Raw genomic sequence first — 25527 nt, forward strand, 5'->3', positions numbered from 1 at the left:
GTTATTGCGCAGTGGCCGGAGCCAAAAAAGCGGCTTCCAGCAACTGCTGTGTATACGGATGTTGGGGGGCGGCAAAAATGCTTTGCGCGTCTCCCTGTTCGACCACTTGGCCATGCTTGACCACCATCAACTGGTGGCTCAGCGCTTTCACCACAGCCAGGTCATGGCTGATAAACAGATACGTCAGGTTGTACTTGCTTTGCAGTGAACGCAAAAGCTCCACTACCTGGCGTTGTACCGTGCGGTCGAGGGCCGAAGTCGGCTCGTCCAGCAAAATCAACGCCGGTTTTAACACCAATGCCCGGGCAATGGCGATTCTCTGCCGTTGCCCGCCGGAAAATTCGTGGGGGTAGCGGTGCCGGGTTTCCGGATCCAGACCTACCTCCTTGAGTGCCGCAATAATCGCTTGTTCCTGTTGCGCCTCGGTGCCCATCTTGTGGATCCGCAGGCCCTCGCCAACGATCTGGCTCACGCACATCCGCGGGCTCAGGCTGCCGAACGGGTCCTGAAACACCACTTGCATCTCCCGCCGCAGCGGCCGTACCTGTTGCTGCGTCAGGCAGTCTAGCGGCTGGCCTTCAAAGCGGATGGCGCCTTTGCTGGCGATCAACCGCAAAATCGCCAGGCCCAGGGTCGATTTGCCGGAACCGCTTTCTCCCACGATCCCCAGGGTCTGCCCCTGGGGCAGGCTGAAATTGATGCCGTCGACCGCCTTGACGTAATCCACCGTGCGCTTGAACAGGCCTTTCTTGATCGGAAACCAGACTTTCAGGTCTTCGACCGCCAGCAAGGGCGGGCCGATCACGTTGCTTGCAGGCTTGCCGTCGGGCTCCGCTGCCAGCAGTTCCCGAGTGTACGGATGCTGCGGCGCGCGGAACAGTTCTTCGCACGATGCCTGTTCGACGATGCAACCTTGCTGCATGACACATACGCGATGCGCAATTCTTCGCACAAGGTTCAAATCATGGCTGATCAGTAGCAGCGCCATGCCCAAACGGGCCTGCAATTGCTTGAGCAATTCGAGGATTTTCAGCTGGACGGTCACGTCCAGCGCGGTGGTCGGCTCGTCGGCAATCAGCAGTTCCGGCTCGTTGGCCAGGGCCATGGCGATCATCACCCGTTGGCGCTGGCCGCCGGACAATTCGTGGGGCAGGGCCTTGAGGCGCTTGTGCGGCTCGGGGATGCCGACCATCTCCAGCAGTTCCAGGGTGCGCTTGGTCGCGACCTTGCCGGTCAGGCCCTTGTGGATGCCCAGCACCTCGTTGATCTGCTTCTCGATCGAGTGCAGCGGGTTGAGCGAGGTCATCGGCTCCTGGAAGATCATCGCAATCCGGTTGCCGCGAATGTGGCGGATGGTTTTTTCTTTCAGGTCCAGCAGGTTCTGCCCGGAATATTCGATGGTGCCGGACGGATGCCGGGCGAGCGGGTAGGGCAGCAGGCGCAGGATCGAGTGTGCGGTGACCGACTTGCCGGAACCGCTCTCGCCGACCAGGGCCAGGGTTTCGCCGCGCTTGATGTCGAAGCTGACGCCTTCGACCGCCCGTTGGCAGCGATTGCCGACGACGAATTCGACGGACAGGTCGCGCACTTCGATCAGATTGTCCTGATTCATTTCACTTCCTCGGGTCGAAGGCATCGCGAGCGGACTCGCCGATGAACACCAGCAGACTCAACATCAAGGCCAGCACAGCAAAGGCGCTGATACCCAGCCACGGCGCCTGCAGGTTGGATTTGCCCTGGGCCACCAGTTCACCCAAAGACGGGCTGCCCGCCGGCAAACCGAAGCCAAGGAAGTCCAGGGCGGTCAGTGTACCGATGGCGCCGGTGAGGATGAACGGCATGAAGGTCATGGTCGATACCATCGCGTTGGGCAAAATGTGGCGGAACATGATCGCGCCGTTTTGCATGCCCAGGGCGCGGGCGGCGCGCACGTATTCCAGGTTGCGCCCGCGCAGGAACTCGGCGCGCACCACGTCCACCAGGCTCATCCACGAGAACAGCAGCATGATCCCCAGCAACCACCAGAAGTTGGGCTGCACGAAACTGGCAAGGATGATCAGCAGGTACAGCACCGGTAGTCCGGACCAGATCTCCAGGAAGCGCTGTCCGGCCAGGTCCACCCAGCCCCCGTAGAAGCCCTGCAAGGCGCCGGCGATCACGCCGATGATCGAGCTGAACACGGTCAGGGTCAGGGCGAACAGCACCGAAATGCGGAAGCCGTAGATCACCCGGGCCAACACGTCGCGGCCCTGATCGTCGGTGCCCAGCAGATTGTCCGCCGAGGGCGGGGCCGGGGCCGGGACTTTCAGGTCGTAGTTGATGCTCTGGTAGCTGTAGGGGATCGGCGCCCACAGCACCCAGGCGTCCTTGGCCTTGAGCAGTTCGCGGATGTACGGGCTCTTGTAATTGGCCTCCAGCGGAAATTCGCCGCCGAAGGTGGTTTCCGGGTAGCGCTTGAGCGCCGGGAAGTACCAGTTGTTGTCGTAGTGCACCACCAGCGGCTTGTCGTTGGCGATCAACTCGGCGCCCAGGCTGGCGCCGAACAGGACCAGGAACAGCCACAGCGACCACCAGCCACGCTTGTTGGCCTTGAACAGTTCGAAGCGTCGGCGATTGAGAGGGGACAGGTTCATCTCAATGCTCCCGGCTTTCGAAGTCGATGCGCGGATCGACAAAGGTGTAGGTGAGGTCGCCGATCAGTTTTACCACCAGCCCGAGCAGGGTGAAGATGAACAGCGTGCCGAACACCACCGGGTAATCGCGGTTGATCGCTGCCTCGAAACTCATCAGGCCGAGGCCGTCGAGGGAGAAGATCACCTCCACCAGCAACGAACCGGTGAAAAATATGCCGATGAAGGCCGAGGGAAATCCGGCGATCACCAGCAGCATGGCATTGCGGAACACGTGGCCGTACAGCACGCGGTGGTTGGTCAGGCCTTTGGCCCGGGCGGTAATCACGTACTGCTTGTTGATTTCGTCGAGGAAGCTGTTCTTGGTCAGCAGGGTCATGGTCGCGAAGTTGCCGATCACCAGCGCGGTCACCGGCAGCGCCAGGTGCCAGAAGTAATCGAGGATCTTGCCGCCCATGCTCAGTTCATCGAAGTTGTTCGAGGTCAGCCCGCGCAAGGGGAACCAGTCCAGGTAACTGCCGCCGGCGAATACCACGATCAAAAGGATGGCGAACAGGAACGCCGGGATCGCGTAGCCGACGATGATCGCCGAACTGGTCCAGACGTCGAAGTGGCTGCCGTGTCGCGTGGCCTTGGCGATCCCCAGCGGGATCGACACCAGGTACATGATCAGCGTGCTCCACAGCCCGAGAGAGATCGACACCGGCATCTTTTCCTTGATCAGGTCGATGACCTTGGCGTCGCGGAAGAAGCTGTCGCCGAAATCCAGGGACGCATAGTTCTTGACCATGATCCACAAGCGTTCCGGCGCCGATTTGTCGAAGCCGTACATGTGCTCGATTTCCTTGATCAGCGCCGGGTCCAGGCCTTGGGCGCCGCGATAGGCCGAGCCTGCCACCGAGACTTCGGCACCCCCGCCGGCGATGCGGCTGGTGGCGCCTTCGAAGCCTTCGAGCTTGGCGATCATCTGCTCCACCGGCCCGCCCGGGGCGGCCTGAATGATCACGAAGTTGATCAGCAAAATGCCGAACAGGGTCGGAATGATCAGCAACAGTCGCCGAAAAATGTACGCCAGCATCTGATTACTCCGTGCCCGCAGGATCGGCCTGCAGTGTGGTTTCGACTTCTATTGCCGGCTTGATATCGGGCTTGACCCACCAGGTGGCCGTGCCGATGTCGTACTTGGGCGAGACCTTGGGATGGCCGATGTGGTTCCAGTACGCCACGCGCCAGGTCTTGATGTGCCAGTTGGGTATTACGTAATAGCCCCATTGCAGCACCCGGTCCAGCGCACGGGCGTGGGCCACCAGGCTGTTGCGCGAATCGGCGTTGATCAGTTGCTCGACCAGTTGATCGACCACCGGATCTTTCAGGCCCATGGAGTTGCGGCTGCCGGGCTTGTCGGCGGCGTCCGACATCCAGAATTCCCGCTGTTCGTTACCCGGCGAGTTGGACTGCGGGAAGCTGCCGACGATCATGTCGAAGTCCCGGGAGCGCACACGGTTGATGTATTGCGAGACGTCGACCCGGCGAATCACCAGGTCGATGCCCAGGTCGCTCAGGTTGCGCTTGAACGGCAGCAGCACCCGTTCGAATTCGGTCTGGGCCAACAGGAACTCGATGACCACGGGCTTGCCGGTGGCGTCGACCATCTTGTCATCGACGATGCGCCAGCCGGCCTCCTGCAACAGTTGATAGGCTTGCCGTTGCTGGGCGCGGATCATGCCGCTGCCGTCGGTGGTCGGGTTCTGGAACGCTTCGTTGAACACTTGCGGCGCCAGCTTGGCGCGCAACGGTTCGAGGATCGCCAGTTGATCGGCGTCAGGCAGTCCGGTGGCGGCCATTTCCGAGTTCTCGAAGTAACTGCGGGTGCGCGCGTAGGCACCGTTGAACAGTTGCTTGTTGGTCCATTCGAAATCCAGCAACAGTGACAGGGCCTGGCGCACACGCACATCCTGGAACACCGGGCGGCGCATGTTGAACACGAAGCCTTGCATGCCGGTGGGATTGCCGTTGGGAATCTGTTCCTTGACCAGTCGACCTTCGGTGACCGCCGCAACGTTGTAGGCATTGGCCCAGTTCTTCGCGGTCATTTCCAGCCAGTAGTCGAACTGTCCGGCCTTGAGTGCTTCCAGGGCCACGGTGTTGTCGCGGTAGTAATCGGTGGTCATCACGTCGAAGTTGTAGAAGCCCCGATTGACCGGCAGGTCCTTGCCCCAGTAGTCCTTGACCCGTTCGTAACGCACCGAGCGTCCGGCCTTCACTTCGCTGACCTTGTACGGGCCGCTGCCCAGCGGAATTTCCAGATTGCCCTTGTTGAAGTCGCGGTCGGCCCACCAGTGCTTGGGCAGCACCGGCAACTGGCCGAGGATCAGCGGCAGCTCGCGGTTGTTGGTGTGCTTGAACTTAAACAGTACGGTCAGCGGGTCTTCGGCGACCACTTCGGCCACGTCGTTGTAGTAGCCGCGGTACATCGGCGCGCCGTCCTTGGTCAGCATCTGGAAGCTGAACACCACGTCTTCGGCGCGAATCGGATGGCCGTCATGGAAGCGTGCCTCCGGGCGTAGGTAGAAGCGCACCCAGGCGTTGTCCGGAGCTTTCTCGATCAGGCGGGCGATCAAGCCGTACTCGGTGAACGGCTCGTCCAGGCCTTGTTTGGCCAGGGTGTCGTAGATGTTGCCGATATCGTCCGCGGGCACGCCTTTGCTGATGAAGGGGTTGAGACTGTCGAAGCCACCGAAACCGGCTTGACGGAAAATCCCGCCCTTGGGCGCGTCCGGATTCACGTAGTCGAAGTGTTTGAAATCGGCCGGGTATTTCGGCGGCTCGTTGTACAGGGTCACGGCATGTTGCGGGGCGGCGCAGGCCAGCCCGGCGAACAGCAGGCCGCTGGCCTGCAGGAGCAGGGCACGGATGGGTCTCATTGATCTTTCTCCGAAGATTTCAGCCACCACGCGTTCAGACCCAGGGTGTAGGGCGGCGTGGTGACGAAGGCGAGCCGGTTGCGGTACGCCAGACGGTGATAATTGAGGTACCAGTTGGGAACGATGTAGTGCTGCCACAGCAGCACGCGGTCGAGAGCCTTGCCGGCGGCGACTTGCTCATCGCGGGTCCGGGCGGCCAGCAACTGCTCGAGCAAGTGGTCGACCACCGGGTTGGATATGCCGGCGAAGTTCTTGCTGCCCTTGACCCCTGCCTGGCTGGAGTGAAAGTACTGCCATTGTTCCAGGCCGGGGCTGAGCGTCTGGTTGAGGGTCATCAGAATCATGTCGAAATCGAACTGGTCGAGGCGCTGCTTGTATTGCGCACGGTCGACTGTACGCAGCCGCGCATCGATACCGATACTGGCCAGGGTCTCGACGTAAGGCTGGAGGATGCGTTCCAGGTTCGGGTTGACCAGCAGCAGCTCCAGTCGCAACGGTTGTCCTGCGGCGTTTTGCAGGTGCTGGCCATTGAGCTTCCAGCCGGCTTCGGCGAGCAAGCCGAGGGCCTTGCGCAAGGTCTCCCGGGGGATGCTGCGGCCGTCGGTCTGCGGCAGGCTGAACGGTTCGGTAAAGAGCCTGGCCGGCAGTTGCTCGCGATAGGGCTTGAGTAACAGCCATTCATGCCCGACCGGCAAACCGCTGGCCGAGAACTCGCTATTGGGGTAGTAGCTCATGGCGCGTTGGTAGGCGCCGCCGAACAGGGTGCGGTTGGTCCACTCAAAGTTGAACATCAGCCCCAGGGCTTCGCGGACCTTGGCGTCCGAGAAAGCCGGACGGCGACTGTTCATGAACAAGCCTTGGGTCTGGGTCGGGATCTGATGGGGAATCTGTGCCTTGATCACCTCGCCGCGGCGTATGGCGGGGAAGTTGTAGCCGCTGCCCCAGTTCTTCGCCTGATGCTCGATATAGATATCGAATTCACCGGCCTTGAATGCCTCGAACGCGACGTCGCTGTCGCGGTAGAACTCGACCTCCATGCGGTCGAAGTTGTACTTGCCGCGATTGACCGGCAGGTCCTTGCCCCAGTAATCCTTCACCCGTTCAAAGACGATCTGCCGCCCTGGTATGACCGAGGTGATGCGATACGGCCCGCTGCCCAGCGGCGGCTCGAAGGTGGTGGCCTTGAAATCGCGGCCTTTCCAGTAATGCTGCGCCAGCACCGGCATTTCACCCAGGCGCAGGATCAGCAGCGGATTGCCGGCACGCTTGAACACGAAACGGATGCGCAGGGGGTTGAGGATGTCGACCCGCGACACTTCCTGAAGGCTGGTGCGGTACAGCGGATGGCCCTCCTTGAGCAGCACGCGATAGGAGAACGCGACGTCGTAGGCGGTGATCGGCGTGCCATCATGGAAGCGTGCTTCGGGACGCAGGTTGAACACCACCCAACTGCGGTTCTCGTTGTACTCCACCGACTGGGCGATCAGGCCATAGCTGGACGCGGGCTCGTCGCCCGACGGCGCGTATTGCCCGGTGCCGACCATCAGCGGTTCGTTGAGTTCGTTGATGCCGTATTGCAGGAAACTCGGTGTGGTGACCGGGCTGGTGCCCTTGAAGGTGTAGGGGTTGAGTGTATCGAAGGTGCCGAACGCCATGACCCGCAACGTACCGCCCTTGGGCGCTTGCGGGTTGACCCAGTCGAAGTGGGTAAATCGGGCCGGGTACTTGAGCGTGCCGAACTGCGCATAACCATGGCTTTCGCTGATCGTCGCGCTTGCGGTGGAGCTCAAGGCCAGGCTGATCAGGAAGAGGAGGGGACGCTTCAAATAGGGGGATCCGATCCAGGCGGCTTGGGCTTTGTGGACCGTACAGTAACAGCTTGTATGGACAGGAAAAAGACGGGGGCTTAATGCGCAGTATTGGCCAAGCAACAATCCCCACAGGTTTTTGTGCTGCCCACAAAACTGTGAAGGTATGAAAAAGCCCCTGGATTGAGGGGCTGTTTTTTTAATGCGGATTGGCCACCGTCAACATCTGACCAGGCTTGAGCGCCTGGCCGACACGCGGGTTCCAGCGCTTGAGGTGCTGCATCTCAACGTTGAAGCGCTTGGCCACGATGTACAACGAGTCGCCTTGCTGGACCTTGTACTTGGTCTGCTGCTTCTTGGTATTGGCTGCAACCACGGTGTTGACGCGCCCGGAGTTGCGCTTGCTGGTGTCCTGCATGACCAGGGTCTGGCCGGGCTTGAGGTTCTTGCCGGTCAGTTTGTTCCAGCGTTGCAGGTCCTTCACGTCGACGTTGTTGGCCTTGGCGATGGAGCCCAGGTTGTCACCCCGCTTGACCCGGTAGGAACGCTTGACGCTGGCGACCTGGGGGTCGTCGGCGCCTTCGAAGACCGGCTTGAGCGATTTCTTGCTGATCAGTTCTTCAGGGCGCATGGTCTGCAGGCTGCTGGTCAGCAGTTGCGCCTTGGAGGTCGGGACCAGCAGGTGTTGCGGGCCGTCGATGGTGGTGCGTTGCTTGAAGGCCGGGTTGAGCTGGAACAGTTCGTCTTCGTCGATGTTGGCAACTTCAGCAACCTTGGACAGGTCCATGCGCTGGTTGATTTCGACGACCTTGAAATAAGGTTCGTTGGCGATCGGGTTGAGGTTCACGCCATAGGCATCCGGCGCCATCACCACCTGCGACAGTGCCAGCAACTTGGGCACGTAGGCCTGGGTTTCGGCGGGCAGCGGCAGGTTCCAGTAGTCGGTTGGCAGGCCGAGGCGCTCGTTGCGCTCGATGGCCCGGCTGACGGTGCCTTCGCCGGCGTTGTAGGCCGCCAGGGCAAGCATCCAGTCGCCGTTGAACATGTCGTGCAGGCGGGTCAGGTAATCCAGCGCTGCGGTGGTCGACGCGGTGATATCGCGACGACCATCATAGAAACGGGTTTGACGCAGGTTGAAGTAACGCCCGGTGGATGGGATGAACTGCCAAAGACCCACCGCGTTGGCCCGGGAATAGGCCATCGGGTTGTAGGCACTTTCAATCACTGGCAGCAGGGCCAGTTCCAGCGGCATGTTGCGTTCTTCAAGGCGCTCGACGATGTAGTGAATGTAGAGGCTGCCACGCTCGCCAGCGTTTTCGAGGAAAGATGGATTGCTGGCGAACCACAGGCGCTGTTGCTCGATGCGCGGGTTGACGCCCAGTCCGTCCTGCAGCTGGAAGCCCTGGCGCATGCGCTCCCAGACGTCCTGGGGAATTTGCGGGCTGGGTTTTTCGCTGAGCCAGATCGGCTTCTGCTTGGCGCGCGCGGCGATGTTCTGCGCGTGCGCCGCATCGGTCTGCGGCGCATGGCTGGAACAGCCCGCCAGGGTGGCGGACACAGCCACCGCTATGGCTTGAGCCAAGCGGGTCAATGCGTCTGAACTGATGGCTTTGCGAATAGGTGACGACATTGGCTGGAAGTAAGTTCCGGGCAAAAATGTCGGGCGATTCTAGAAAGCGCACCCTGTGCGGTCAACCTTTCAGAATTGTTGCAATCTCGAGAAGCCCCTTTAGAACCTGTCTTTCCACGCTCGAAGCGCAGCAAAAACCATATCGGGCGCCGAGTTATCGGTGCCGGTCCGTTCGTCCGCTTTTTCTTTAACGGATGTTTCGCCAGAGCGCAAAAACGGGTTTGTGAGCTTTTCCAGTGCCAGTGTCGAGGGCAGCGTCATGATCCCGGATTCCCGTTGGCGGGTGACTTTGGCCAGGCGCTCGGCGGTGTCCGGGTTGTTCGGTTCGACGGCCGCTGCAAACTTCAGGTTGCCGAGGGTGTATTCGTGGGTGCAGTAGACCAGCGTGTCGTCAGGCAAGCCGGCAAGGCGTGTCAGCGAGCTGTACATTTGCTGTGGCGTGCCTTCGAACAAGCGTCCGCAGCCGGCGGCAAACAGTGTGTCGCCGCAGAACAGCAAGCCGTGATGGTAATAGGCGATGTGCCCCAGGGTGTGACCAGGGACCGCGAGGACGTCGAAGTCCCAGCCGAGCACGCTGACCTTGTCGTTGTCCTTGAGTGCAACGTCCCGCGCCGGGATCGTTTCGCTGGCCGGACCATAGACTTTCGCGTCCGTCGCTTTTTTCAGCTGTTCGACGCCGCCGACGTGGTCATGATGGTGATGAGTGGTCAAAATATCACTCAGTACCCAGCCCGGATTGGCCGCGAGCCAGGCTTGCACGGGGGCGGCATCACCCGGGTCGACGACCGCGCAGCGCTTGCTGCCGTGGTCTTGTAACAACCAGATGTAGTTGTCGGTGAAGGCGGGCAGGGCAGTGATCTGTATCATCGTCGGATTCGCCAAGCGGAAAACATTGGCGCATCTTAGAACTTCCTGGCGCGTTGGAGAATGCAATGACTGATAAAGCGTTCGCACAAGCCGATCCTGACTGGCTGGCGTTGATCAGCGCGGCCCGCGAGTGGCTGGCCGGTCCCCTCGGGCAATTTCTGCTGGACGAAGAGCGGCGGATGCTCGAAGACGAGCTCGGGCGGTTCTTTGGTGGCTATCTGGTGCATTACGGTCCCTCGGCCCAGACCCCGCCGTCGGCCCCGCAGGTGCAGCGCAATGTGCGCCTTGGCGCGCCGTTGCCGGGGGTCGAGATCGTTTGTGAGGAACAGGCCTGGCCATTGAGCGAGCATGCCGCCGATGTGGTGGTGCTGCAACATGGCCTGGATTTCTGCCTGTCGCCCCACGGCCTGCTGCGCGAGGCGGCCAGCAGCGTACGCCCTGGCGGGCATTTGCTGATCATTGGCATCAATCCCTGGAGCAGTTGGGGGCTGCGGCATGTGTTTGCCCAGGATGCGCTGCGCAAGGCGCGCTGCATTTCGCCGTCACGGGTCGCGGACTGGCTTAACCTGCTGGGCTTCGCACTGGAGAAACGTCGCTTCGGGTGCTATCGTCCGCCGCTTGCGTCGCCGGCGTGGCAGACCCGCCTGGCCGGTTGGGAGCGCAAGGCCGGTGACTGGCAACTGTCGGGCGGCGGCTTCTATTTATTGGTGGCGCGCAAGATCGTGGTGGGCCTGCGACCTGTCCGCCAGGAGCGGCGCGAACCGATGGGCAAGCTGATCCCGTTGCCGATGGCCAAGGTCAACCGGCGCAACATCGAACCGTAATACACACTTTTCATTTGCAGCCGGGCCTGTCCCGGCTTCGGGCGTCGTCGATCAGCGATCGGCGGGCCAGCGCATTTTCCTGGATAGATTGGCATGAGCGATAGCGTAGAACTGTTCACCGACGGCGCCTGCAAAGGCAACCCGGGCCCTGGCGGCTGGGGCGCACTGCTGGTGTGCAAGGGCGTCGAAAAGGAACTCTGGGGCGGCGAAGCCAACACCACCAACAACCGCATGGAACTGATGGGCGCGATTCGTGGCCTGGAAGAGCTCAAGCGTCCCTGCGAGGTGCTGCTGGTGACCGACTCCCAGTACGTGATGAAAGGCATCAACGAGTGGATGGACAACTGGAAGAAGCGCGGCTGGAAAACCGCGGCGAAGGAACCGGTGAAAAACGCTGACCTGTGGAAGCTGCTCGACGAGCAGGTCAACCGCCACAAGGTTACCTGGAAATGGGTGCGCGGACACATTGGCCATCACGGCAACGAACGGGCCGACCAGTTGGCCAACCGTGGCGTGGATGAAGTTCGTGGGTACAAGCAGGGCTGATCGCAATGTCTGCCGGAGCTGCCGTAGGAGCTGCCGAAGGCTGCGATCTTTTGACTTCGATTTTCAAGATCTAGAGCAAAAGATCGCAGCCTGCGGCAGCTCCTACAGGGACCGTGTTAATATCGCGGCTTTTGCCCGAATACCGATTGAGAGCTGAGCACTGATGGCCACCAGATCCGTTGTACTCGACACCGAAACCACCGGCATGCCGGTGACCGACGGCCACCGGATTATCGAAATCGGTTGTGTCGAGTTGATCGGCCGACGCCTGACGGGCCGGCACTTTCACGTGTACCTGCAACCGGATCGCGAAAGTGACGAAGGCGCCATCGGCGTCCACGGCATCACCAACGAGTTCCTCGTGGGCAAGCCGCGTTTTGCCGAGGTGGCCGAAGAGTTCTTCGAGTTCATCAAGGGCGCGCAGCTGATCATCCATAACGCGGCGTTCGACGTTGGCTTCATCAACAACGAATTCGCTCTGATGGGCCAGCAGGACCGCGCGGACATCACGCAGCACTGCTCGATCCTCGACACCCTGATGATGGCCCGGGAACGTCACCCGGGGCAGCGCAACAGCCTCGATGCCCTGTGCAAGCGCTATGGCGTCGACAACTCCGGCCGTGAACTGCACGGCGCCTTGCTCGACTCCGAGATTCTCGCCGACGTCTACCTGACCATGACCGGGGGGCAGACCAGTCTGTCCCTGGCCGGCAACGCCTCCGATGGCAATGGCTCCGGTGAAGGGGCGGACAACTCGGCTACCGAGATTCGCCGTTTGCCGGCGAACCGCCAGCCGACGCGCATCATCCGCGCCAGCGAAGACGACCTGGCCCGCCACGCGGCCCGCCTGGAAGTCATCGGCAAATCCGCGGGTGCCCCGGCGTTGTGGGTGCAACTGGCCGAGGCTGAAGCGCAGGCGTAATCCCACATTTTCAAACGCACACTCTTTGTGGCGAGGGAGCTTGCTCCCGCTCGGCGGCGAAGCCGACGTGAAACCTGCATGCAAAGTATGTCTGAAAGTACGCCGGGGGCCGCTTCGCGATCCAGCGGGAGCAAGCTCCCTCGCCACAGGGAAGCTCTCCGTTGCCACAGAATGGTGCGTGCGGTGACCGAACATGGGCATCACACTCGCCACATTCTCTGCAACACTCTACCCTGAGGTGATTGGCAGGCTCTGGTCTGCCGCCTCGGGACACAGAGCCTCATGTACAAAGACTTGAAATTCCCGGTGCTGATTGTCCATCGCGACATCAAGGCCGACAGCGTCGCCGGCGACCGCGTGCGGGGGATTGCCCGGGAGCTGGAGCAGGAAGGGTTCAGCGTCGTTTCGGCGGTGGACTACACCGAAGGACGTTTGGTGGCATCGACTTACCATGGCCTGTCCTGCATGTTGATTGCCTCCGAGGACGCCAGTACCCACTCCCATTTGTTACAAAACATGGCCGAACTGATCGGCCTGGCGCGGGTGCGTGCGCCGGATCTGCCGATCTTCGCCCTGGGCGAAAAGGTGACCCTGGAAAACGCGCCCGCCGATGCAATGGCCGAGCTCAATCAGTTGCGCGGCATTCTTTATCTGTTTGAGGACACCGTGCCCTTTCTCGCCCGGCAGGTGGCCCGCGCCGCGCGCAAATACCTCGATGGCTTGCTGCCGCCGTTTTTCAAGGCGCTGGTGCAACACACGGCCGATTCCAATTACTCCTGGCACACCCCCGGTCACGGCGGTGGCGTGGCGTATCACAAAAGTCCGGTCGGGCAGGCGTTTCACCAGTTTTTCGGGGAAAACACCCTGCGCTCGGATCTTTCGGTGTCCGTGCCGGAGCTCGGCTCCTTGCTCGATCACACGGGTCCCCTGGCTGAAGCCGAGGCCCGCGCGGCACGCAATTTTGGCGCCGATCACACCTTTTTCGTGATCAATGGCACCTCCACGGCCAACAAGATTGTCTGGCACTCGGTGGTCGCCCGCGATGACCTGGTGCTGGTGGATCGCAATTGCCACAAGTCGGTGCTGCACTCGATCATCATGACCGGCGCGATCCCGCTGTACCTGTGTCCGGAGCGTAATGAACTGGGGATCATCGGCCCGATTCCCCTGAGTGAGTTCAGTCGCGAATCGATCCAGGCCAAGATCGACGCCAGCCCGCTGACCAAGGGCCGTTCACCGAAGGTCAAGCTCGCGGTGGTGACCAATTCGACCTATGACGGCCTCTGCTACAACGCCGAGCTGATCAGGCAGCAACTGGGCAATAGCGTTGAGGTGTTGCACTTCGACGAGGCCTGGTACGCCTATGCGGCGTTTCATGAGTTCTTTGCCGGGCGCTACGGTATGGGCACCTCCCGTGATGAGGACAGCCCACTGGTGTTCACCACCCATTCGACCCACAAGTTGCTGGCGGCCTTCAGCCAGGCATCGATGATTCACGTGCGCGATGGCGGTGCGCGGCAACTGGACCGGGATCGCTTCAACGAAGCGTTCATGATGCACATCTCGACCTCGCCGCAGTACGGCATCATCGCCTCGCTGGATGTGGCGTCGGCGATGATGGAAGGGCCGGCCGGGCGTTCGCTGTTGCAGGAAATGTTCGACGAAGCCCTGAGTTTTCGCCGGGCGCTGGCCAATTTGCGCCAGCACATTGCCGCGGATGACTGGTGGTTCTCGATCTGGCAACCGCCGACGGCGCAAGGCATCGAGCGGGTCGTCACTGAGGACTGGTTGCTGCAACCCGATGCCGACTGGCACGGCTTTGGCGGCGTGACCGACGATTATGTGCTGCTCGACCCGATCAAGGTCACGCTGGTGATGCCGGGGTTGACCGCCGGTGGCGCCCTCAGCGAGCGCGGGATTCCGGCGGCGGTGGTCAGCAAGTTCCTTTGGGAGCGCGGCCTGGTGGTCGAGAAGACCGGGCTGTATTCGTTCCTGGTGTTGTTTTCGATGGGCATCACCAAGGGCAAGTGGAGTACGCTGCTCACCGAGCTGCTGGAGTTCAAGCGCAGCTACGACGCCAACGTCAGTCTGGCCAACTGCCTGCCCTGCGTGGCGCAAGAGAATGTCGCTCGCTATCAGGGCATGGGGCTGCGTGATCTGTGTGATCAGTTGCATGCCTGTTATCGCAGCAATGCCACCGCCAGGCACCTCAAGCGCATGTACACCGTACTGCCGGAAGTCGCGATGAAGCCGGCGGACGCCTATGATCAATTGGTGCGAGGTGAAGTCGAAGCCGTGTCGATCGATGCGCTGGACGGGCGGATCGCCGCGGTGATGCTGGTGCCGTACCCGCCCGGCATTCCGCTGATCATGCCGGGCGAGCGTTTTACCGAGTCGACCCGCTCGATCATCGATTACCTGGCGTTTGCCCGCACGTTTGATAGCAGTTTTCCGGGGTTCGTCGCTGATGTGCACGGATTGCAACATGAAGATCAGGGCAGTGGACGGTGCTATACCGTCGATTGCATCAAGGAATGAGGACCTTTCCCAGTATGCAACCGGTAATAAATCCGAATTATCCAGGGTTGTCGGTACGGGTTGCCGACGAAGGTTTTGCCGCCTATATCTGGGGCAGTGATTTCAGTTTTGAGGTCGCGGCCTACGGTGCGGCACAAATAGGAGCGCCGGTGGCCCAGTGGCAGGTCACCCCGATCACGCCTTATCGCAAGTGCTACGGCATCGATCCCGAGGAATTCAGCAGCTATCGCGATGCTGCCGATAGCGCGATTTTCATGGCGTATCTGGATGACCAGCCCGTGGGGCACCTGGTGGTCAGTACCAACTGGAACGGATTTGCCCATATCGACGAACTGGCGGTGCACGCACCGGCCCGGCGACATGGTGTGGCCAAGGCCCTGCTGGATGTGGCGCAATTCTGGAGCCGCAAGAAAAAACTCCCGGGCATCATGCTCGAAACCCAGAACAACAACCTGGGGGCCTGCAGGCTCTATGAGCGCTGCGGTTATGTGATCGGCGGGATCGACCACCTGCGCTATCGGGGCATCGATCCGAACACCGCCGAAGTGGCGCTGTTCTGGTATCGATTGTTCGAAAATCCGCTGGAAAACCCGTTCAGTTCGTCAGCATCGCCGCGGCTTGTTCCGTGACAATGGCCAACAGTGCCTGAACCGCCGGAGAGGGTTCGGCGTTTTTCAGGGTCAGGGCGTAGAGACTGACCGGGATCGCTGGTGCCAGCGGGCAGGCGTCCAGGCCCGAGGCTTTGGCGCCGAGGGCGGTGAAGGGGTCGACGATGGCCAGTCCTTCGCCGGCCTCGACCATACTGCGCATCATCTGATGCGTCTGGACCCGGGTCTGGATCACCGGGGCAGGCCGCAAGCCATGCAGTTTGTTTTCCAGCGCCGGGCTCAACGGGTCGTGCCCCTCCAGGCCAATCATCGATTGACCGGCCAGATCCTGCAGTGAAATGTATTTCTGTTTCGGTTGCAGCCAGCCATGGGGGGCGAGCAGCTGGAGTTTGCCCTGGGCAATCACCTGGCAATCGAGGTCGGCGTGATCGGGGTCATGCAGGCTCAGGCCCAGATCGCTTTCACGCAGCAGCAGGCTTCTGACGATGTCGCGGGTGGGCTGGCTCAGCAGAGTGCAAGGCGCGTCGGGCAGGCGTCGGCGCAGGGCTGCGATACTGTGTGGCAGCAATTGGTTGGCCAGGGGCGGGGTGCAGATGATGCGCAGCGGCGGCGCCAGGTATTGCCTGAGGCTGTTGGCCAGGCGCTGCACCGGTTCGAGCGCGTCGTAGACCCGGGCAATTTCCACCTGCAGTTCCCGTGCTTCGCGGGTGGCCTGCAATCGCCCGCGCACGCTGGCGAACAGCATGAAACCCAACTGATCCTCGGCGTCGCGCAGCAAGCGCTCGACTTCGGCCACTGGCAACTGCAGCCATTCGGCGGCGGTGCCCAGGTGACCGGTCTGCAAGAGCGCCTGGATCACTTCGATATGGCGTAAGCGCATGCGTGAAGTCCATGTTCAGCAGGTGGAGGAGTCAGTGGCTGAATCCTACCCCAAGTCCGCGCATATGACTTCTGCTCATAACGACGGGTTATGAAACGCTGACGGTTTGCGGTTCGCGGGTAATGGTCACGCCGGTTTGCACCAGCATGAATTCATTGTCGTCGACCTTGTTGACACGGTCGCCAATGGCCAGTTTGTAGGTGGTGACAGGGCCTGAACCATCTACCGCCGGGGTGGAGTCCTGGAACTCGTGCACCGAATAAATACGGCCTTGCGCGTCTCTTGCATGGAACTGACCGACGAGTACTGCTGCCATCTGCTTAGAACCTCTGGAGATAAATCACTCAATTTGCGGCACTGTAGACCGTGCTTGGGCGAGGTAAGTTTTCCTACGGGAAAAAAATAGTCAGGGACGGTATTTTCGCTCGCCCGCTGCTTGAATCGTCATCTATAACTACAAGCTCTTCCTATCGGACAGTCGAGAAACTCTTATGAGCAACGTCTATACGATCGCCGTCGTGGTCGGCAGCTTGAGAAAGGAATCGATCAACCGCAAGGTCGCACGGGCCCTGATAGAGCTGGCGCCGGCCAATCTCAAGCTCAACATCGTCGAAATTGGCGATCTGCCGCTCTATAACGAAGACATCGATGGCGCTTCACCGCCGGCAGCCTACAGCACTTTCCGACAACAGGTGAGCTCATCCGACGCGGTGTTGTTCGTGACCCCGGAATACAACCGTTCGGTGCCGGCGCCGCTGAAGAATGCGATTGACGTCGGTTCTCGCCCTTATGGCAAGAGTTCGTGGAGTGGCAAGCCCGGCGCCGTTATCAGTGTTTCGCCGGGGGCCGTCGGCGGGTTTGGTGCCAATCACAACCTGCGTCAATCCATGGTGTTTCTGAATGTGCCGATGATGCAGCAGCCGGAAGCCTATCTGGGTGGCGCCGGTTCGGCGTTCGATGAGGCGGGTAAGTTGTCCGAATCAGTCAAGCCGTTCTTGCAAAGTTTCATCAATGCCTATGGGCAATGGGTCGAGCAGCACAAGAAAGTCTGATGGTCATTGGCCGGCGCTTTGTCCTGCGAAGCGCCGGGTGGTTATCTCTTTAGGTCGGGTTGGGCCCTTCGCGAGCAAGCCCGCTCCCACAGGGATCTTCGGTGGATACAAGACTTGTGTTCGACTGGGGCCCAAATGTGGTCGCGGGCTTGCTCGCGAAGAGGCCGGATCAGGCAATGCAAGACTCAACCCTGTCCCGGCACATTCGGCCAAAGGTCCGCCACCAAAAACAGACGTTCAGCCTCTTCCCAGTCGCCGCTGGCATTCTCGGTCAGGCGCACCAGCAACTGTGCTGGCGCCAAGGGGTCCAGTTCATCCAGCCACGCCTGCATCTGTCCGGGGTTCCAGGTGTGCTCGGCCGAATAATGCGCTGGCGCCAGCCAGGCGTGGCGGGGCAGGGGTTGCCAGCGACCGGGCGGACTCTGGGCCAACAACGCCGGCCAATCCTTTTGATGCAACCAGCGACCGCGCAAATGCTGCGGATGGGCACCCGATGGCGGGGCGGCCTGACCGGGCCACGGATACAGCAAGTACCCGCCCAGCCACAAATGCGCACTGAAGGCCTGGATATCCAGCGCCGCCAGCACTTCACGGCTCTCGGGGCGCGCGGAAATCGGCAATTGATGCTGGCTCAGGTGGGCCAGTTTGCGGTCGAGCCGGTCGTGGCAGCCCGGGCCCAGCCATTGGGAGGTGTCGTGTCCGTCGCCGGATTGCGGGCCGAGGTAGAGCTTGATCGCAAGTTCCAGGTGGTGCACGCCGTCGCGGTCGCGCAGCAGCATGTCCAGTTCACCCAGGGTGTGCCCCTCGCGGCGAATCGGCAGGTTGGCGGCAATCAGTTCAATGCCTGGAGCATGCTCCACGGCGAATTGCCAGAGGCGTTCGTAGTACAGGCCCAGGCGTCGGGTTCGGGCCTGGGCGAGCCAGTGCAGCAGGCCATAACTGTCCCGGTCCAGCTGCCGCAGCCAATGTTCCAGCCGATCCGGAGCCTGCACCCAGTCGCTGCCGGCCAGCGGGTGGCGCTGCGGCCACGGGGTATCGTCCAGCATGGGCGGCGCGAGGATGACCCACGCCAGGTCACGCACTTCGGGATGGCGTAACTGATGGGGCAGGTGGAGCAAATCGGGAAATAGCATCATCTTGCGAGCATAGCCCGAAACCCGGGCACACCCTTGAAGCTGAAAGGATTTTGTCTACGGGCGGCTTTCGCCCATAATCGTGGTTTTCGCCGCCACGCAGATCCCCGCAGGAGCCCCATGGAGCAATTTCGCAATATCGGCATCATCGGTCGCCTGGGCAGTTCCCAGGTGCTGGATACCGTCCGCCGACTGAAACGGTTTCTGCTCGATCGTCATCTGCACGTGATCCTCGAAGACACCATCGCCGAAGTGCTGCCAGGGCACGGCTTGCAAACTTCGTCGCGCAAGATGCTCGGCGAAGTCTGCGACATGGTCATTGTGGTCGGTGGTGACGGCAGCCTGCTCGGTGCCGCCCGTGCGCTGGCCAAGCACAATATTCCGGTGCTCGGTATCAACCGCGGCAGCCTGGGCTTTCTCACCGACATCCGTCCCGATGAGCTGGAAACCAAGGTCGCCGAAGTGCTGGACGGCCACTATCTGGTGGAAAACCGCTTCCTGTTGCAGGCCGAAGTCCGGCGCCATGGCGAGGCCATCGGCCAGGGCGATGCACTCAATGATGTGGTGCTGCACCCCGGCAAATCCACGCGAATGATCGAGTTCGAGCTGTACATCGACGGACAGTTCGTCTGCAGCCAGAAGGCCGACGGCCTGATCGTTGCGACGCCGACCGGTTCCACCGCCTATGCGTTGTCCGCCGGCGGGCCGATCATGCATCCCAAGCTCGACGCTATTGTGATTGTGCCGATGTACCCCCATACCTTGTCGGGTAGACCGATCGTGGTCGATGGCAACAGTGAGCTGAAAATCGTCGTGTCCAAGGATATGCAGATTTACCCGCAAGTCTCGTGCGACGGGCAGAACCACTTCACCTGCGCGCCGGGCGACACCATCACCGTCAGCAAGAAAGCCCAGAAACTGCGGCTGATTCACCCGCTGGACCACAATTACTACGAAGTCTGCCGGACCAAGCTCGGCTGGGGCAGCAAGTTGGGGGGTGGAGGCGACTGATGCTCGATCCCGCGCGTAGCTACGACCTGATCGGTGACGTGCACGGTTGCGCCCTGACCCTGGAGCACTTGCTCGACCGACTCGGTTATCACAAACAGGGTGGCGTCTGGCGGCATGCCTCGCGCATGGCGGTGTTCGTCGGCGATATCATCGACCGCGGCCCGCGGATTCGCGAGGCACTGCACATCGTCCACGACATGGTCGAGGCCGGTCAGGCGCTGTGCATCATGGGCAACCACGAGTTCAATGCGCTGGGCTGGGCGACGCCGGCGTTGCCCGGCAGCGGCAAGCAGTTCGTGCGTGAGCACACGCCGCGCCATGCCCGCTTGCTGCACGAAACCCTGACCCAGTTCGAAAACCATCCGGGCGACTGGCACGACTTCCAGCAATGGTTCTACCAGTTGCCATTGTTCGTCGATGCCGGGCGTTTTCGCGTGGTCCACGCCTGCTGGGACGCCGGGTTGATCGAGCCGCTGCGGGCATTGTTCCCCAACGGTTGCGTCGACGAGCATTTTGTCCAGGCGTCGGCGGAGTCGGGCTCTTTTGCCTGCACCGTATTCGACCGGCTGTTGCGCGGTACGGACATGCGCTTGCCCCATGGCCTGACCATGACCAGCGGCGACGGCCTGGTGCGCTCGTTCTTCCGGACCAAGTTCTGGGAAGACGATCCGAAAACCTACGGCGATATCGTGTTCCAGCCGGATGCACTGCCCGAACCCGTGGCCCGGACGCCGTTGACGTCCACTGAAAAGAACAGTTTGCTGCGCTACGGCATCGATGAGCCGCTGTTGTTCGTCGGCCATTACTGGCGCAGCGGCAAGCCGGCACCGATCCGGCCGAACCTGGCCTGCCTGGATTACAGCGCGGTGCTGTACGGCAAACTGGTTGCCTACCGACTGGATCAGGAAACCCGCCTGGATCCGCAAAAATTCGTCTGGGTCGATGTCGAGCGGCCGGAGGTGCTGCAATGAGTGCTGTAGCGGTATTGCGTCTGCCCCTGGCGGTGGACTTGAGCGGGTTCGTCACCCTGCTCAAGCGCATGCAAGTGCCCCACCGGGTCAGCGAAGAAGCTGGCGAGCAGGTGCTGTGGGTGCCGGACAACATCAGCGAAGACGTGCGTGCGTTGTACGAACGTTTTCCGGCGGGCGATCCCGACCAGCAACTGGACATTCCGGTGGCGCAAACCGTCAAGCGCCCGGGCTTCGTCGAGCAGTTGAAATACGCCAGGGCCACCGCGCTGGTATTGCTGCTGAGCATGATCGTCGGCGCGGTGACCATGCTCGGCGACAACCTTGAAACGCTGCGCTGGCTGACCTTCCTCGAATTCCGCGTGGTCGGCGAGTACATCCATTTCACGCCACTGGCCGACAGCCTGGCGGCGGGGCAATGGTGGCGCCTGGTCACGCCGATGCTGATCCACTTCGGCATCCTGCACCTGGCGATGAACGGCATGTGGTACTGGGAACTGGGGCGGCGCATCGAGTCGCGCCAGGGCAGTATCAACCTGATCGGCCTGACCTTGTTGTTCAGCCTGGTGTCCAACTTCGCCCAGTATTTGTTCAGCGGCCCGACCCTGTTCGGCGGTTTGTCCGGCGTACTGTACGGCCTGCTCGGGCATTGCTGGATCTTCCAGCTGCTGGCGCCGAACCCGGCCTATCGCCTGCCGCGTGGCGTGCTGGTGATGATGCTGGTGTGGTTGCTGCTGTGCCTGTCCGGGCTGGTGTCGATGATCGGCTTCGGCGAAATCGCCAACGCGGCCCACGTCAGCGGGTTACTCATCGGATGCTTCACCGGTTTGTTGGGCGGTTTGTATAACCGCCGTAAACTGGCCGCCTAATTTAAGAACATGCAATAAAGAGACGGAGACCCAATGTCCTCTTTTAACGAAATGATCAACAACATCACTCCCGATATCTACGAGAGCCTGAAACTGGCCGTGGAAATCGGCAAATGGTCCGACGGTGGCAAGCTCACCGCCGAACAACGCGAGCTGTCGCTGCAGGCGATGATCGCCTGGGAAATCCAGAACCTGCCCGAGGACCAGCGCACCGGTTACATGGGCCCGCAGGAATGCAGCTCGAAGTCGATTCAAGTGCCCAATATCCTGTTCAAGTCGGATGCCATCCATTGATCGAGATTGGCCGCGGTGCAATCAGCAAAATGTCGGCGCGCCTGGACGGGCCGAACGTGCAATACGCTTTCCGTCTGGGCGAAACCGAGGTTCCGGTCAATCCGTTGATCGGCACCACGGTGCGCCTGGAATACCTGGGGGCGATCCACTGCACCCATTGCGGACGCAAGACCAAGACCAGTTTCAGCCAGGGTTACTGCTACCCGTGCATGACCAAGCTGGCCCAGTGCGACGTGTGCATCATGAGCCCGGAGCGCTGCCACTTCGAGGCCGGCACTTGCCGGGAACCTGAGTGGGGCGAGAAGTTCTGCATGACCGATCACGTGGTGTACCTGGCCAACTCGTCGGGGGTGAAAGTCGGGATTACCCGCGCCACCCAGTTGCCGACCCGCTGGCTCGACCAGGGTGCGAGCCAGGCCTTGCCGATCATGCGCGTCTCGACCCGCCAGCAGTCCGGCTTCGTCGAAGACCTGTTCCGCAGTCAGGTGGCCGACAAGACCAACTGGCGTGCTTTGCTCAAGGGCGATGCGGCGGCGGTGAACCTGGCCGAAGTCCGCGATCGACTGTTCGACAGCTGCGCTGAAGGCTTGCTCGGGTTGCAGCAGCGATTTGGCTTGCAGGCGATCCAGCCGGTGACCGACGTCGAACCGCTGGAAATCCGCTACCCGGTCGAGCAGTACCCGGCGAAGATCGTCAGCTTCAACCTGGACAAGAACCCGATTGCCGAAGGCACGCTGATGGGGGTCAAGGGCCAATACCTGATCTTCGATACCGGCGTGATCAACATTCGTAAATACACGGCTTACCAGCTCGCCGTGCATCAGTAAGGACTCCAGCATGCGCACCGAACAACCGAAGATGATCTACCTCAAGGACTATCAGGCGCCCGAGTACCTGATCGACGAAACACACCTGACCTTCGAGTTGTACGAGGACCACAGCCTGGTCCATGCGCAACTGGTGATGCGCCGCAACCCCGAGCGTGGTCCGGGCCTGCCGCCGCTGGTGCTGGACGGCCAGCAGCTGGAACTGCTGTCGGTCACCCTGGCCGACCAGGCGCTTTCAGAGGCGCAGTATCAGCTGACCGAGAATCACCTGACCCTGCACCCGACCAGCACCACTTTCACGGTCGACACCAGCGTCCGGATCCACCCGGAAACCAACACTGCGCTCGAAGGCCTGTACAAGTCCGGCACGATGTTCTGCACCCAGTGCGAGGCCGAAGGCTTTCGCAAGATCACCTATTACCTCGACCGCCCGGACGTGATGAGCACCTTCACCACCACGGTCGTCGCCGAACAACACAGCTATCCGGTGCTGCTGTCCAACGGCAACCCGATCGCTTCCGGTCCCGGTGAAGAAGGCCGGCACTGGGCAACCTGGGAAGACCCGTTCAAGAAGCCGGCGTACCTGTTCGCGCTGGTGGCCGGTGACCTGTGGTGCGTCGAAGACAGCTTCACCACCATGAGCGAGCGTAATGTGGCGCTGCGCATTTATGTCGAGCCGGAAAACATCGACAAGTGCCAGCACGCCATGAACAGCCTGAAGAAGTCCATGCGCTGGGACGAAGAGGTCTACGGTCGCGAGTACGACCTGGATATCTTCATGATCGTCGCCGTGAATGACTTCAACATGGGTGCCATGGAGAACAAGGGCCTCAACATCTTCAACTCCAGCGCCGTGCTGGCCAAGGCGGAAACCGCCACCGATGCCGCGCACCAGCGGGTCGAGGCGATCGTCGCCCACGAATACTTTCACAACTGGTCGGGCAACCGCGTGACCTGCCGCGACTGGTTCCAGTTGTCGCTCAAGGAAGGCTTCACGGTGTTCCGCGATGCCGGTTTCTCCTCGGACATGAACTCGGCCACGGTCAAGCGCATCCAGGACGTGGCGTACCTGCGCACCCACCAGTTCGCCGAAGACGCCGGCCCCATGGCCCACGCCGTGCGCCCGGACAGCTTTATCGAAATTTCCAACTTCTACACCCTGACCGTGTACGAAAAGGGCTCGGAAGTGGTCGGCATGATCCACACCTTGCTCGGCGCCGAAGGCTTTCGCAAAGGCAGCGACCTGTACTTCGAACGCCACGACGGCCAGGCCGTGACCTGCGATGACTTCATCAAGGCCATGGAAGATGCCAATAGCGTTGACCTGTCCCAGTTCAAGCGTTGGTACAGTCAGGCCGGTACACCGCGTCTGGCGGTAACCGAGTCCTACGACGCCGCCGCGAAAACCTACAGCCTGACGTTCCGCCAGAGCTGTCCGCAAACCCCGGACAAGGTTGAAAAACTGCCGTTCGTGATCCCGGTCGAACTGGGCCTGCTGGATTCCAAAGGCGCGGCTATTGCCCTGCGTCTGTCCGGTGAAGCTACCGCCCAAGGTACCTCGCGGGTCATTTCGGTGACTGAAGCCGAGCAGACCTTCACCTTCGTCGACATCGCCGGACAACCGCTACCGTCGTTGCTGCGCGGCTTCTCGGCACCGGTGAAGCTGAGCTTCCCGTACAACCGCGACCAGTTGATGTTCCTGATGCAGTACGACAGCGATGGCTTCAACCGCTGGGATGCTGGCCAGCAATTGTCGGTGCAGGTGCTGCAAGAGTTGATCGGCCAGCAGCAGAAGGGCGAAGCGCTGGTACTCGATCAGCGTCTGGTGTCGGCGCTGCGCACGGTGCTCTCGGACGAGTCGCTGGATCAGGCCATGGTCGCCGAAATGCTCTCGCTGCCAAGCGAAGCCTACTTGACCGAAATCAGCGAAGTGGCGGATGTCGAAGCGATTCACACCGCCCGCGAGTTTGCCCGCAAGCAATTGGCCGATGCGTTGTTCGAAGGCCTGTGGCTGCGTTACCAGGCCAACCGCGAGTTGTCGAAGCAGACGCCGTACGTGGCCGAAGCCGAGCACTTCGCTCGCCGCGCGTTGCAGAACATCGCATTGTCCTACCTGATGCTCAGCGGCAAGCCGGAAGTGCTGGCGGCAACCCTGGAGCAGTTCGATGCGTGCGACAACATGACCGAGCGCCTGACCGCGCTGGCCGTGCTGGTCAACTCACCCTTTGAAGCCGAGAAGGCCAAGGCGCTGGCCAGCTTCGCCGAGCACTTCAAGGACAACCCGCTGGTCATGGATCAGTGGTTCAGCGTGCAGGCCGGCAGTGTATTGCCGGGCGGTCTGGAGCGTGTGAAAGCGCTGATGCAGCACCCGGCGTTCAACATCAAGAACCCGAACAAGGTGCGGGCGCTGGTCGGTGCGTTTGCCGGGCAGAACCTGATCAACTTCCACGCGGCCGACGGTTCGGGGTATCGCTTCCTGGCGGATCTGGTGATCGAGTTGAATGGCTTTAATCCGCAGATTGCTTCTCGGCAGTTGGCGCCTTTGACTCGCTGGCGCAAGTACGACAGTGCTCGTCAGGCTTTGATGAAGGGGGAGCTGGAGCGGATTCGGGCTTCGGGGCAGTTGTCCAGTGATGTGTTTGAAGTGGTCAGCAAGAGTTTGGTCTGAGTCTGTTCGTGACCTTGGCGGCCTTCGGGCCGACCAGGGTCATGGGTTGATTGAGTACATATCCGTTTCTTCGGTAGCGGCGGCTGGCGGTTTCGCCCTTACGGCGAGTCCCTTTTGGCAAACGCCCCAAAAGGAACCAAAAGGTCTCGCCCCTTACGTACGGCCCCTCGCTGGGGCTCGGGGTTCCTTCGCTGCGGTATTCATCCGGGGGCATTGCCCTCCGGTCGGCTTCGCTTCGACCTACATGCAATGAGTTCGACTGCGTCGAACGGCGCTGTGCGCCAATCCCCGGATAAACACCTCCGCTCAGCCTTCCGAGGGGGCGGGTGGATCAAGATCAAAAGCTGCAGGCGAGCTAACGCTCGGCCTGATGAGTGGTGAAGAGCGGCGCGGTGTACGCGCTCTGCCTTTGCTCTTCTGTGGGAGCGAACCTGCTCGCGATGGCGGCCTGTCAGCCGACCAATTTCTTCCGAATGTACCCAGCCCAACTGCAGAAGCGAGCCTGCTCGCGAAGGCGGCCCGACAGTC

22 protein-coding genes are annotated in these 25527 nt (G+C 61.3%); 12 read left to right on the top strand and 10 right to left on the bottom strand.

The genetic code is table 11. The annotated features are described in order from the left end of the window. Position 1: 1 nt before the first annotated feature. The 7 genes from ACM6IT_RS23985 to gloB form a co-directional block, all read right to left on the bottom strand. Positions 2-1612 carry an ABC transporter ATP-binding protein gene (locus ACM6IT_RS23985; RefSeq protein ID WP_056727655.1) on the bottom strand — a complete coding sequence of 537 codons (1611 nt, stop codon included), beginning with the start codon at positions 1610-1612 and terminating at the stop codon, positions 2-4. Between the two features lies 1 nt (position 1613). Then, positions 1614-2633, bottom strand: coding sequence for an ABC transporter permease (locus ACM6IT_RS23990; RefSeq protein ID WP_056727653.1), 1020 nt, complete (start codon positions 2631-2633; stop codon positions 1614-1616). A gap of 1 nt (position 2634) precedes the next feature. Then, positions 2635-3708, bottom strand: a complete 1074-nt coding sequence (locus tag ACM6IT_RS23995) for a microcin C ABC transporter permease YejB (protein ID WP_007979116.1) — start codon at positions 3706-3708, stop codon at positions 2635-2637. 4 nt (positions 3709-3712) lie between these two features. After that, positions 3713-5554, bottom strand: coding sequence for an extracellular solute-binding protein (locus ACM6IT_RS24000; protein WP_056727651.1), 1842 nt, complete (start codon positions 5552-5554; stop codon positions 3713-3715). Next, complete coding sequence (locus ACM6IT_RS24005) at positions 5551-7380, bottom strand: extracellular solute-binding protein (RefSeq protein WP_414918818.1); 1830 nt, start codon at positions 7378-7380, stop codon at positions 5551-5553. Before ACM6IT_RS24005 ends, ACM6IT_RS24000 begins: the two co-directional genes overlap by 4 nt. Before the next feature lie 181 nt (positions 7381-7561). Further along, entirely contained in the window at positions 7562-8992 is a 1431-nt protein-coding gene (locus ACM6IT_RS24010) for a transglycosylase SLT domain-containing protein (RefSeq protein WP_414918819.1), read from the bottom strand. A gap of 99 nt (positions 8993-9091) precedes the next feature. Then, positions 9092-9859, bottom strand: coding sequence for a hydroxyacylglutathione hydrolase (gene gloB / locus ACM6IT_RS24015; protein ID WP_414918875.1), 768 nt, complete (start codon positions 9857-9859; stop codon positions 9092-9094). A 65-nt stretch (positions 9860-9924) separates the two neighbouring features. Between gloB and ACM6IT_RS24020 the strand changes: the two genes are divergently transcribed. The 5 genes from ACM6IT_RS24020 to ACM6IT_RS24040 all read left to right on the top strand — a co-directional run bounded on the left by ACM6IT_RS24020 (position 9925) and on the right by ACM6IT_RS24040 (position 15318). Next, the gene (locus ACM6IT_RS24020; RefSeq protein WP_007988453.1) at positions 9925-10683 is read left to right on the top strand and encodes a class I SAM-dependent methyltransferase; all 759 of its coding nucleotides are present in this window, start codon (positions 9925-9927) and stop codon (positions 10681-10683) included. Positions 10684-10776: 93 nt separating this feature from the next. After that, positions 10777-11229: a ribonuclease HI gene (gene rnhA / locus ACM6IT_RS24025; protein WP_007979123.1), complete on the top strand. Its 453-nt coding sequence runs from the start codon at positions 10777-10779 to the stop codon at positions 11227-11229. Between the two features lie 163 nt (positions 11230-11392). Next, positions 11393-12151, top strand: coding sequence for a DNA polymerase III subunit epsilon (dnaQ, locus tag ACM6IT_RS24030; protein ID WP_056727644.1), 759 nt, complete (start codon positions 11393-11395; stop codon positions 12149-12151). 282 nt (positions 12152-12433) lie between these two features. Further along, the gene (locus ACM6IT_RS24035) at positions 12434-14689 is read left to right on the top strand and encodes an Orn/Lys/Arg decarboxylase N-terminal domain-containing protein (protein WP_056727642.1); all 2256 of its coding nucleotides are present in this window, start codon (positions 12434-12436) and stop codon (positions 14687-14689) included. Positions 14690-14703: 14 nt separating this feature from the next. Next, positions 14704-15318 carry a GNAT family N-acetyltransferase gene (locus ACM6IT_RS24040; protein WP_056727640.1) on the top strand — a complete coding sequence of 205 codons (615 nt, stop codon included), beginning with the start codon at positions 14704-14706 and terminating at the stop codon, positions 15316-15318. On the opposite strand, the gene ACM6IT_RS24045 is transcribed toward ACM6IT_RS24040, so the two are convergent. Both ACM6IT_RS24045 and ACM6IT_RS24050 read right to left on the bottom strand, forming a co-directional pair. Then, positions 15284-16177, bottom strand: a complete 894-nt coding sequence (locus ACM6IT_RS24045; protein ID WP_223542568.1) for a LysR substrate-binding domain-containing protein — start codon at positions 16175-16177, stop codon at positions 15284-15286. The two genes, ACM6IT_RS24040 and ACM6IT_RS24045, sit on opposite strands and share 35 nt — an antisense overlap. Positions 16178-16265: 88 nt before the next feature. Next, positions 16266-16493 (bottom strand): hypothetical protein, encoded by a 228-nt coding sequence (locus ACM6IT_RS24050; RefSeq protein ID WP_056727634.1) that lies wholly within the window; start codon positions 16491-16493, stop codon positions 16266-16268. Positions 16494-16668: 175 nt separating this feature from the next. Here ACM6IT_RS24050 and ACM6IT_RS24055 point away from each other — a divergent pair, with 175 nt between their 5' ends. Next, entirely contained in the window at positions 16669-17229 is a 561-nt protein-coding gene (locus tag ACM6IT_RS24055; RefSeq protein ID WP_056727632.1) for an NADPH-dependent FMN reductase, read from the top strand. 185 nt (positions 17230-17414) lie between these two features. Here the strand turns inward: ACM6IT_RS24055 and ACM6IT_RS24060 are convergent, their stop codons facing one another. After that, the gene (locus ACM6IT_RS24060; protein ID WP_056727630.1) at positions 17415-18365 is read right to left on the bottom strand and encodes a DUF1853 family protein; all 951 of its coding nucleotides are present in this window, start codon (positions 18363-18365) and stop codon (positions 17415-17417) included. A gap of 117 nt (positions 18366-18482) precedes the next feature. Here ACM6IT_RS24060 and ACM6IT_RS24065 point away from each other — a divergent pair, with 117 nt between their 5' ends. The 6 genes from ACM6IT_RS24065 to pepN are packed head-to-tail and all read left to right on the top strand — an operon-like array spanning position 18483 to position 24999. After that, positions 18483-19373, top strand: a complete 891-nt coding sequence (locus tag ACM6IT_RS24065; protein WP_008016128.1) for an NAD(+) kinase — start codon at positions 18483-18485, stop codon at positions 19371-19373. Next, entirely contained in the window at positions 19373-20344 is a 972-nt protein-coding gene (locus ACM6IT_RS24070) for a metallophosphoesterase (RefSeq protein WP_223542567.1), read from the top strand. The genes ACM6IT_RS24065 and ACM6IT_RS24070 overlap by 1 nt, the downstream gene beginning before the upstream one ends. Continuing rightward, positions 20341-21210 carry a rhomboid family intramembrane serine protease gene (locus tag ACM6IT_RS24075; protein ID WP_414918820.1) on the top strand — a complete coding sequence of 290 codons (870 nt, stop codon included), beginning with the start codon at positions 20341-20343 and terminating at the stop codon, positions 21208-21210. Before ACM6IT_RS24070 ends, ACM6IT_RS24075 begins: the two co-directional genes overlap by 4 nt. A 33-nt stretch (positions 21211-21243) precedes the next feature. Beyond that, a complete protein-coding gene (locus ACM6IT_RS24080; RefSeq protein ID WP_056727623.1) occupies positions 21244-21504 on the top strand; it encodes a YeaC family protein in 261 nt (86 codons plus the stop codon). After that, a complete protein-coding gene (locus ACM6IT_RS24085) occupies positions 21501-22331 on the top strand; it encodes a DUF2797 domain-containing protein (RefSeq protein ID WP_223542566.1) in 831 nt (276 codons plus the stop codon). Before ACM6IT_RS24080 ends, ACM6IT_RS24085 begins: the two co-directional genes overlap by 4 nt. A gap of 10 nt (positions 22332-22341) precedes the next feature. After that, on the top strand, positions 22342-24999 hold the full coding sequence (gene pepN, locus ACM6IT_RS24090) for an aminopeptidase N (RefSeq protein ID WP_414918821.1): 2658 nt from the start codon (positions 22342-22344) through the stop codon (positions 24997-24999). Positions 25000-25527: the final 528 nt, after the last annotated feature.

The sequence above is a fragment of the Pseudomonas sp. IT-P4 genome (genome assembly GCF_949767755.1).
Taxonomy (GTDB): domain Bacteria; phylum Pseudomonadota; class Gammaproteobacteria; order Pseudomonadales; family Pseudomonadaceae; genus Aquipseudomonas; species Aquipseudomonas monachiensis.

What these genes read in the sequence shown, in the direction of transcription:
- ACM6IT_RS23985 (WP_056727655.1), bottom strand. Translation starts at nt 1,612, where the DNA reads ATGAATCAGGACAATCTGATCGAAGTGCGCGACCTGTCCGTCGAATTC.
- ACM6IT_RS23990 (WP_056727653.1), bottom strand. Translation starts at nt 2,633, where the DNA reads ATGAACCTGTCCCCTCTCAATCGCCGACGCTTCGAACTGTTCAAGGCC.
- ACM6IT_RS23995 (WP_007979116.1), bottom strand. Translation starts at nt 3,708, where the DNA reads ATGCTGGCGTACATTTTTCGGCGACTGTTGCTGATCATTCCGACCCTG.
- ACM6IT_RS24000 (WP_056727651.1), bottom strand. Translation starts at nt 5,554, where the DNA reads ATGAGACCCATCCGTGCCCTGCTCCTGCAGGCCAGCGGCCTGCTGTTC.
- ACM6IT_RS24010 (WP_414918819.1), bottom strand. Translation starts at nt 8,992, where the DNA reads ATGTCGTCACCTATTCGCAAAGCCATCAGTTCAGACGCATTGACCCGC.
- gloB (WP_414918875.1), bottom strand. Translation starts at nt 9,859, where the DNA reads ATGATACAGATCACTGCCCTGCCCGCCTTCACCGACAACTACATCTGG.
- ACM6IT_RS24020 (WP_007988453.1), top strand. Translation starts at nt 9,925, where the DNA reads ATGACTGATAAAGCGTTCGCACAAGCCGATCCTGACTGGCTGGCGTTG.
- rnhA (WP_007979123.1), top strand. Translation starts at nt 10,777, where the DNA reads ATGAGCGATAGCGTAGAACTGTTCACCGACGGCGCCTGCAAAGGCAAC.
- dnaQ (WP_056727644.1), top strand. Translation starts at nt 11,393, where the DNA reads ATGGCCACCAGATCCGTTGTACTCGACACCGAAACCACCGGCATGCCG.
- ACM6IT_RS24035 (WP_056727642.1), top strand. Translation starts at nt 12,434, where the DNA reads ATGTACAAAGACTTGAAATTCCCGGTGCTGATTGTCCATCGCGACATC.
- ACM6IT_RS24040 (WP_056727640.1), top strand. Translation starts at nt 14,704, where the DNA reads ATGCAACCGGTAATAAATCCGAATTATCCAGGGTTGTCGGTACGGGTT.
- ACM6IT_RS24045 (WP_223542568.1), bottom strand. Translation starts at nt 16,177, where the DNA reads ATGCGCTTACGCCATATCGAAGTGATCCAGGCGCTCTTGCAGACCGGT.
- ACM6IT_RS24050 (WP_056727634.1), bottom strand. Translation starts at nt 16,493, where the DNA reads ATGGCAGCAGTACTCGTCGGTCAGTTCCATGCAAGAGACGCGCAAGGC.
- ACM6IT_RS24055 (WP_056727632.1), top strand. Translation starts at nt 16,669, where the DNA reads ATGAGCAACGTCTATACGATCGCCGTCGTGGTCGGCAGCTTGAGAAAG.
- ACM6IT_RS24060 (WP_056727630.1), bottom strand. Translation starts at nt 18,365, where the DNA reads ATGATGCTATTTCCCGATTTGCTCCACCTGCCCCATCAGTTACGCCAT.
- ACM6IT_RS24065 (WP_008016128.1), top strand. Translation starts at nt 18,483, where the DNA reads ATGGAGCAATTTCGCAATATCGGCATCATCGGTCGCCTGGGCAGTTCC.
- ACM6IT_RS24070 (WP_223542567.1), top strand. Translation starts at nt 19,373, where the DNA reads ATGCTCGATCCCGCGCGTAGCTACGACCTGATCGGTGACGTGCACGGT.
- ACM6IT_RS24075 (WP_414918820.1), top strand. Translation starts at nt 20,341, where the DNA reads ATGAGTGCTGTAGCGGTATTGCGTCTGCCCCTGGCGGTGGACTTGAGC.
- ACM6IT_RS24080 (WP_056727623.1), top strand. Translation starts at nt 21,244, where the DNA reads ATGTCCTCTTTTAACGAAATGATCAACAACATCACTCCCGATATCTAC.
- pepN (WP_414918821.1), top strand. Translation starts at nt 22,342, where the DNA reads ATGCGCACCGAACAACCGAAGATGATCTACCTCAAGGACTATCAGGCG.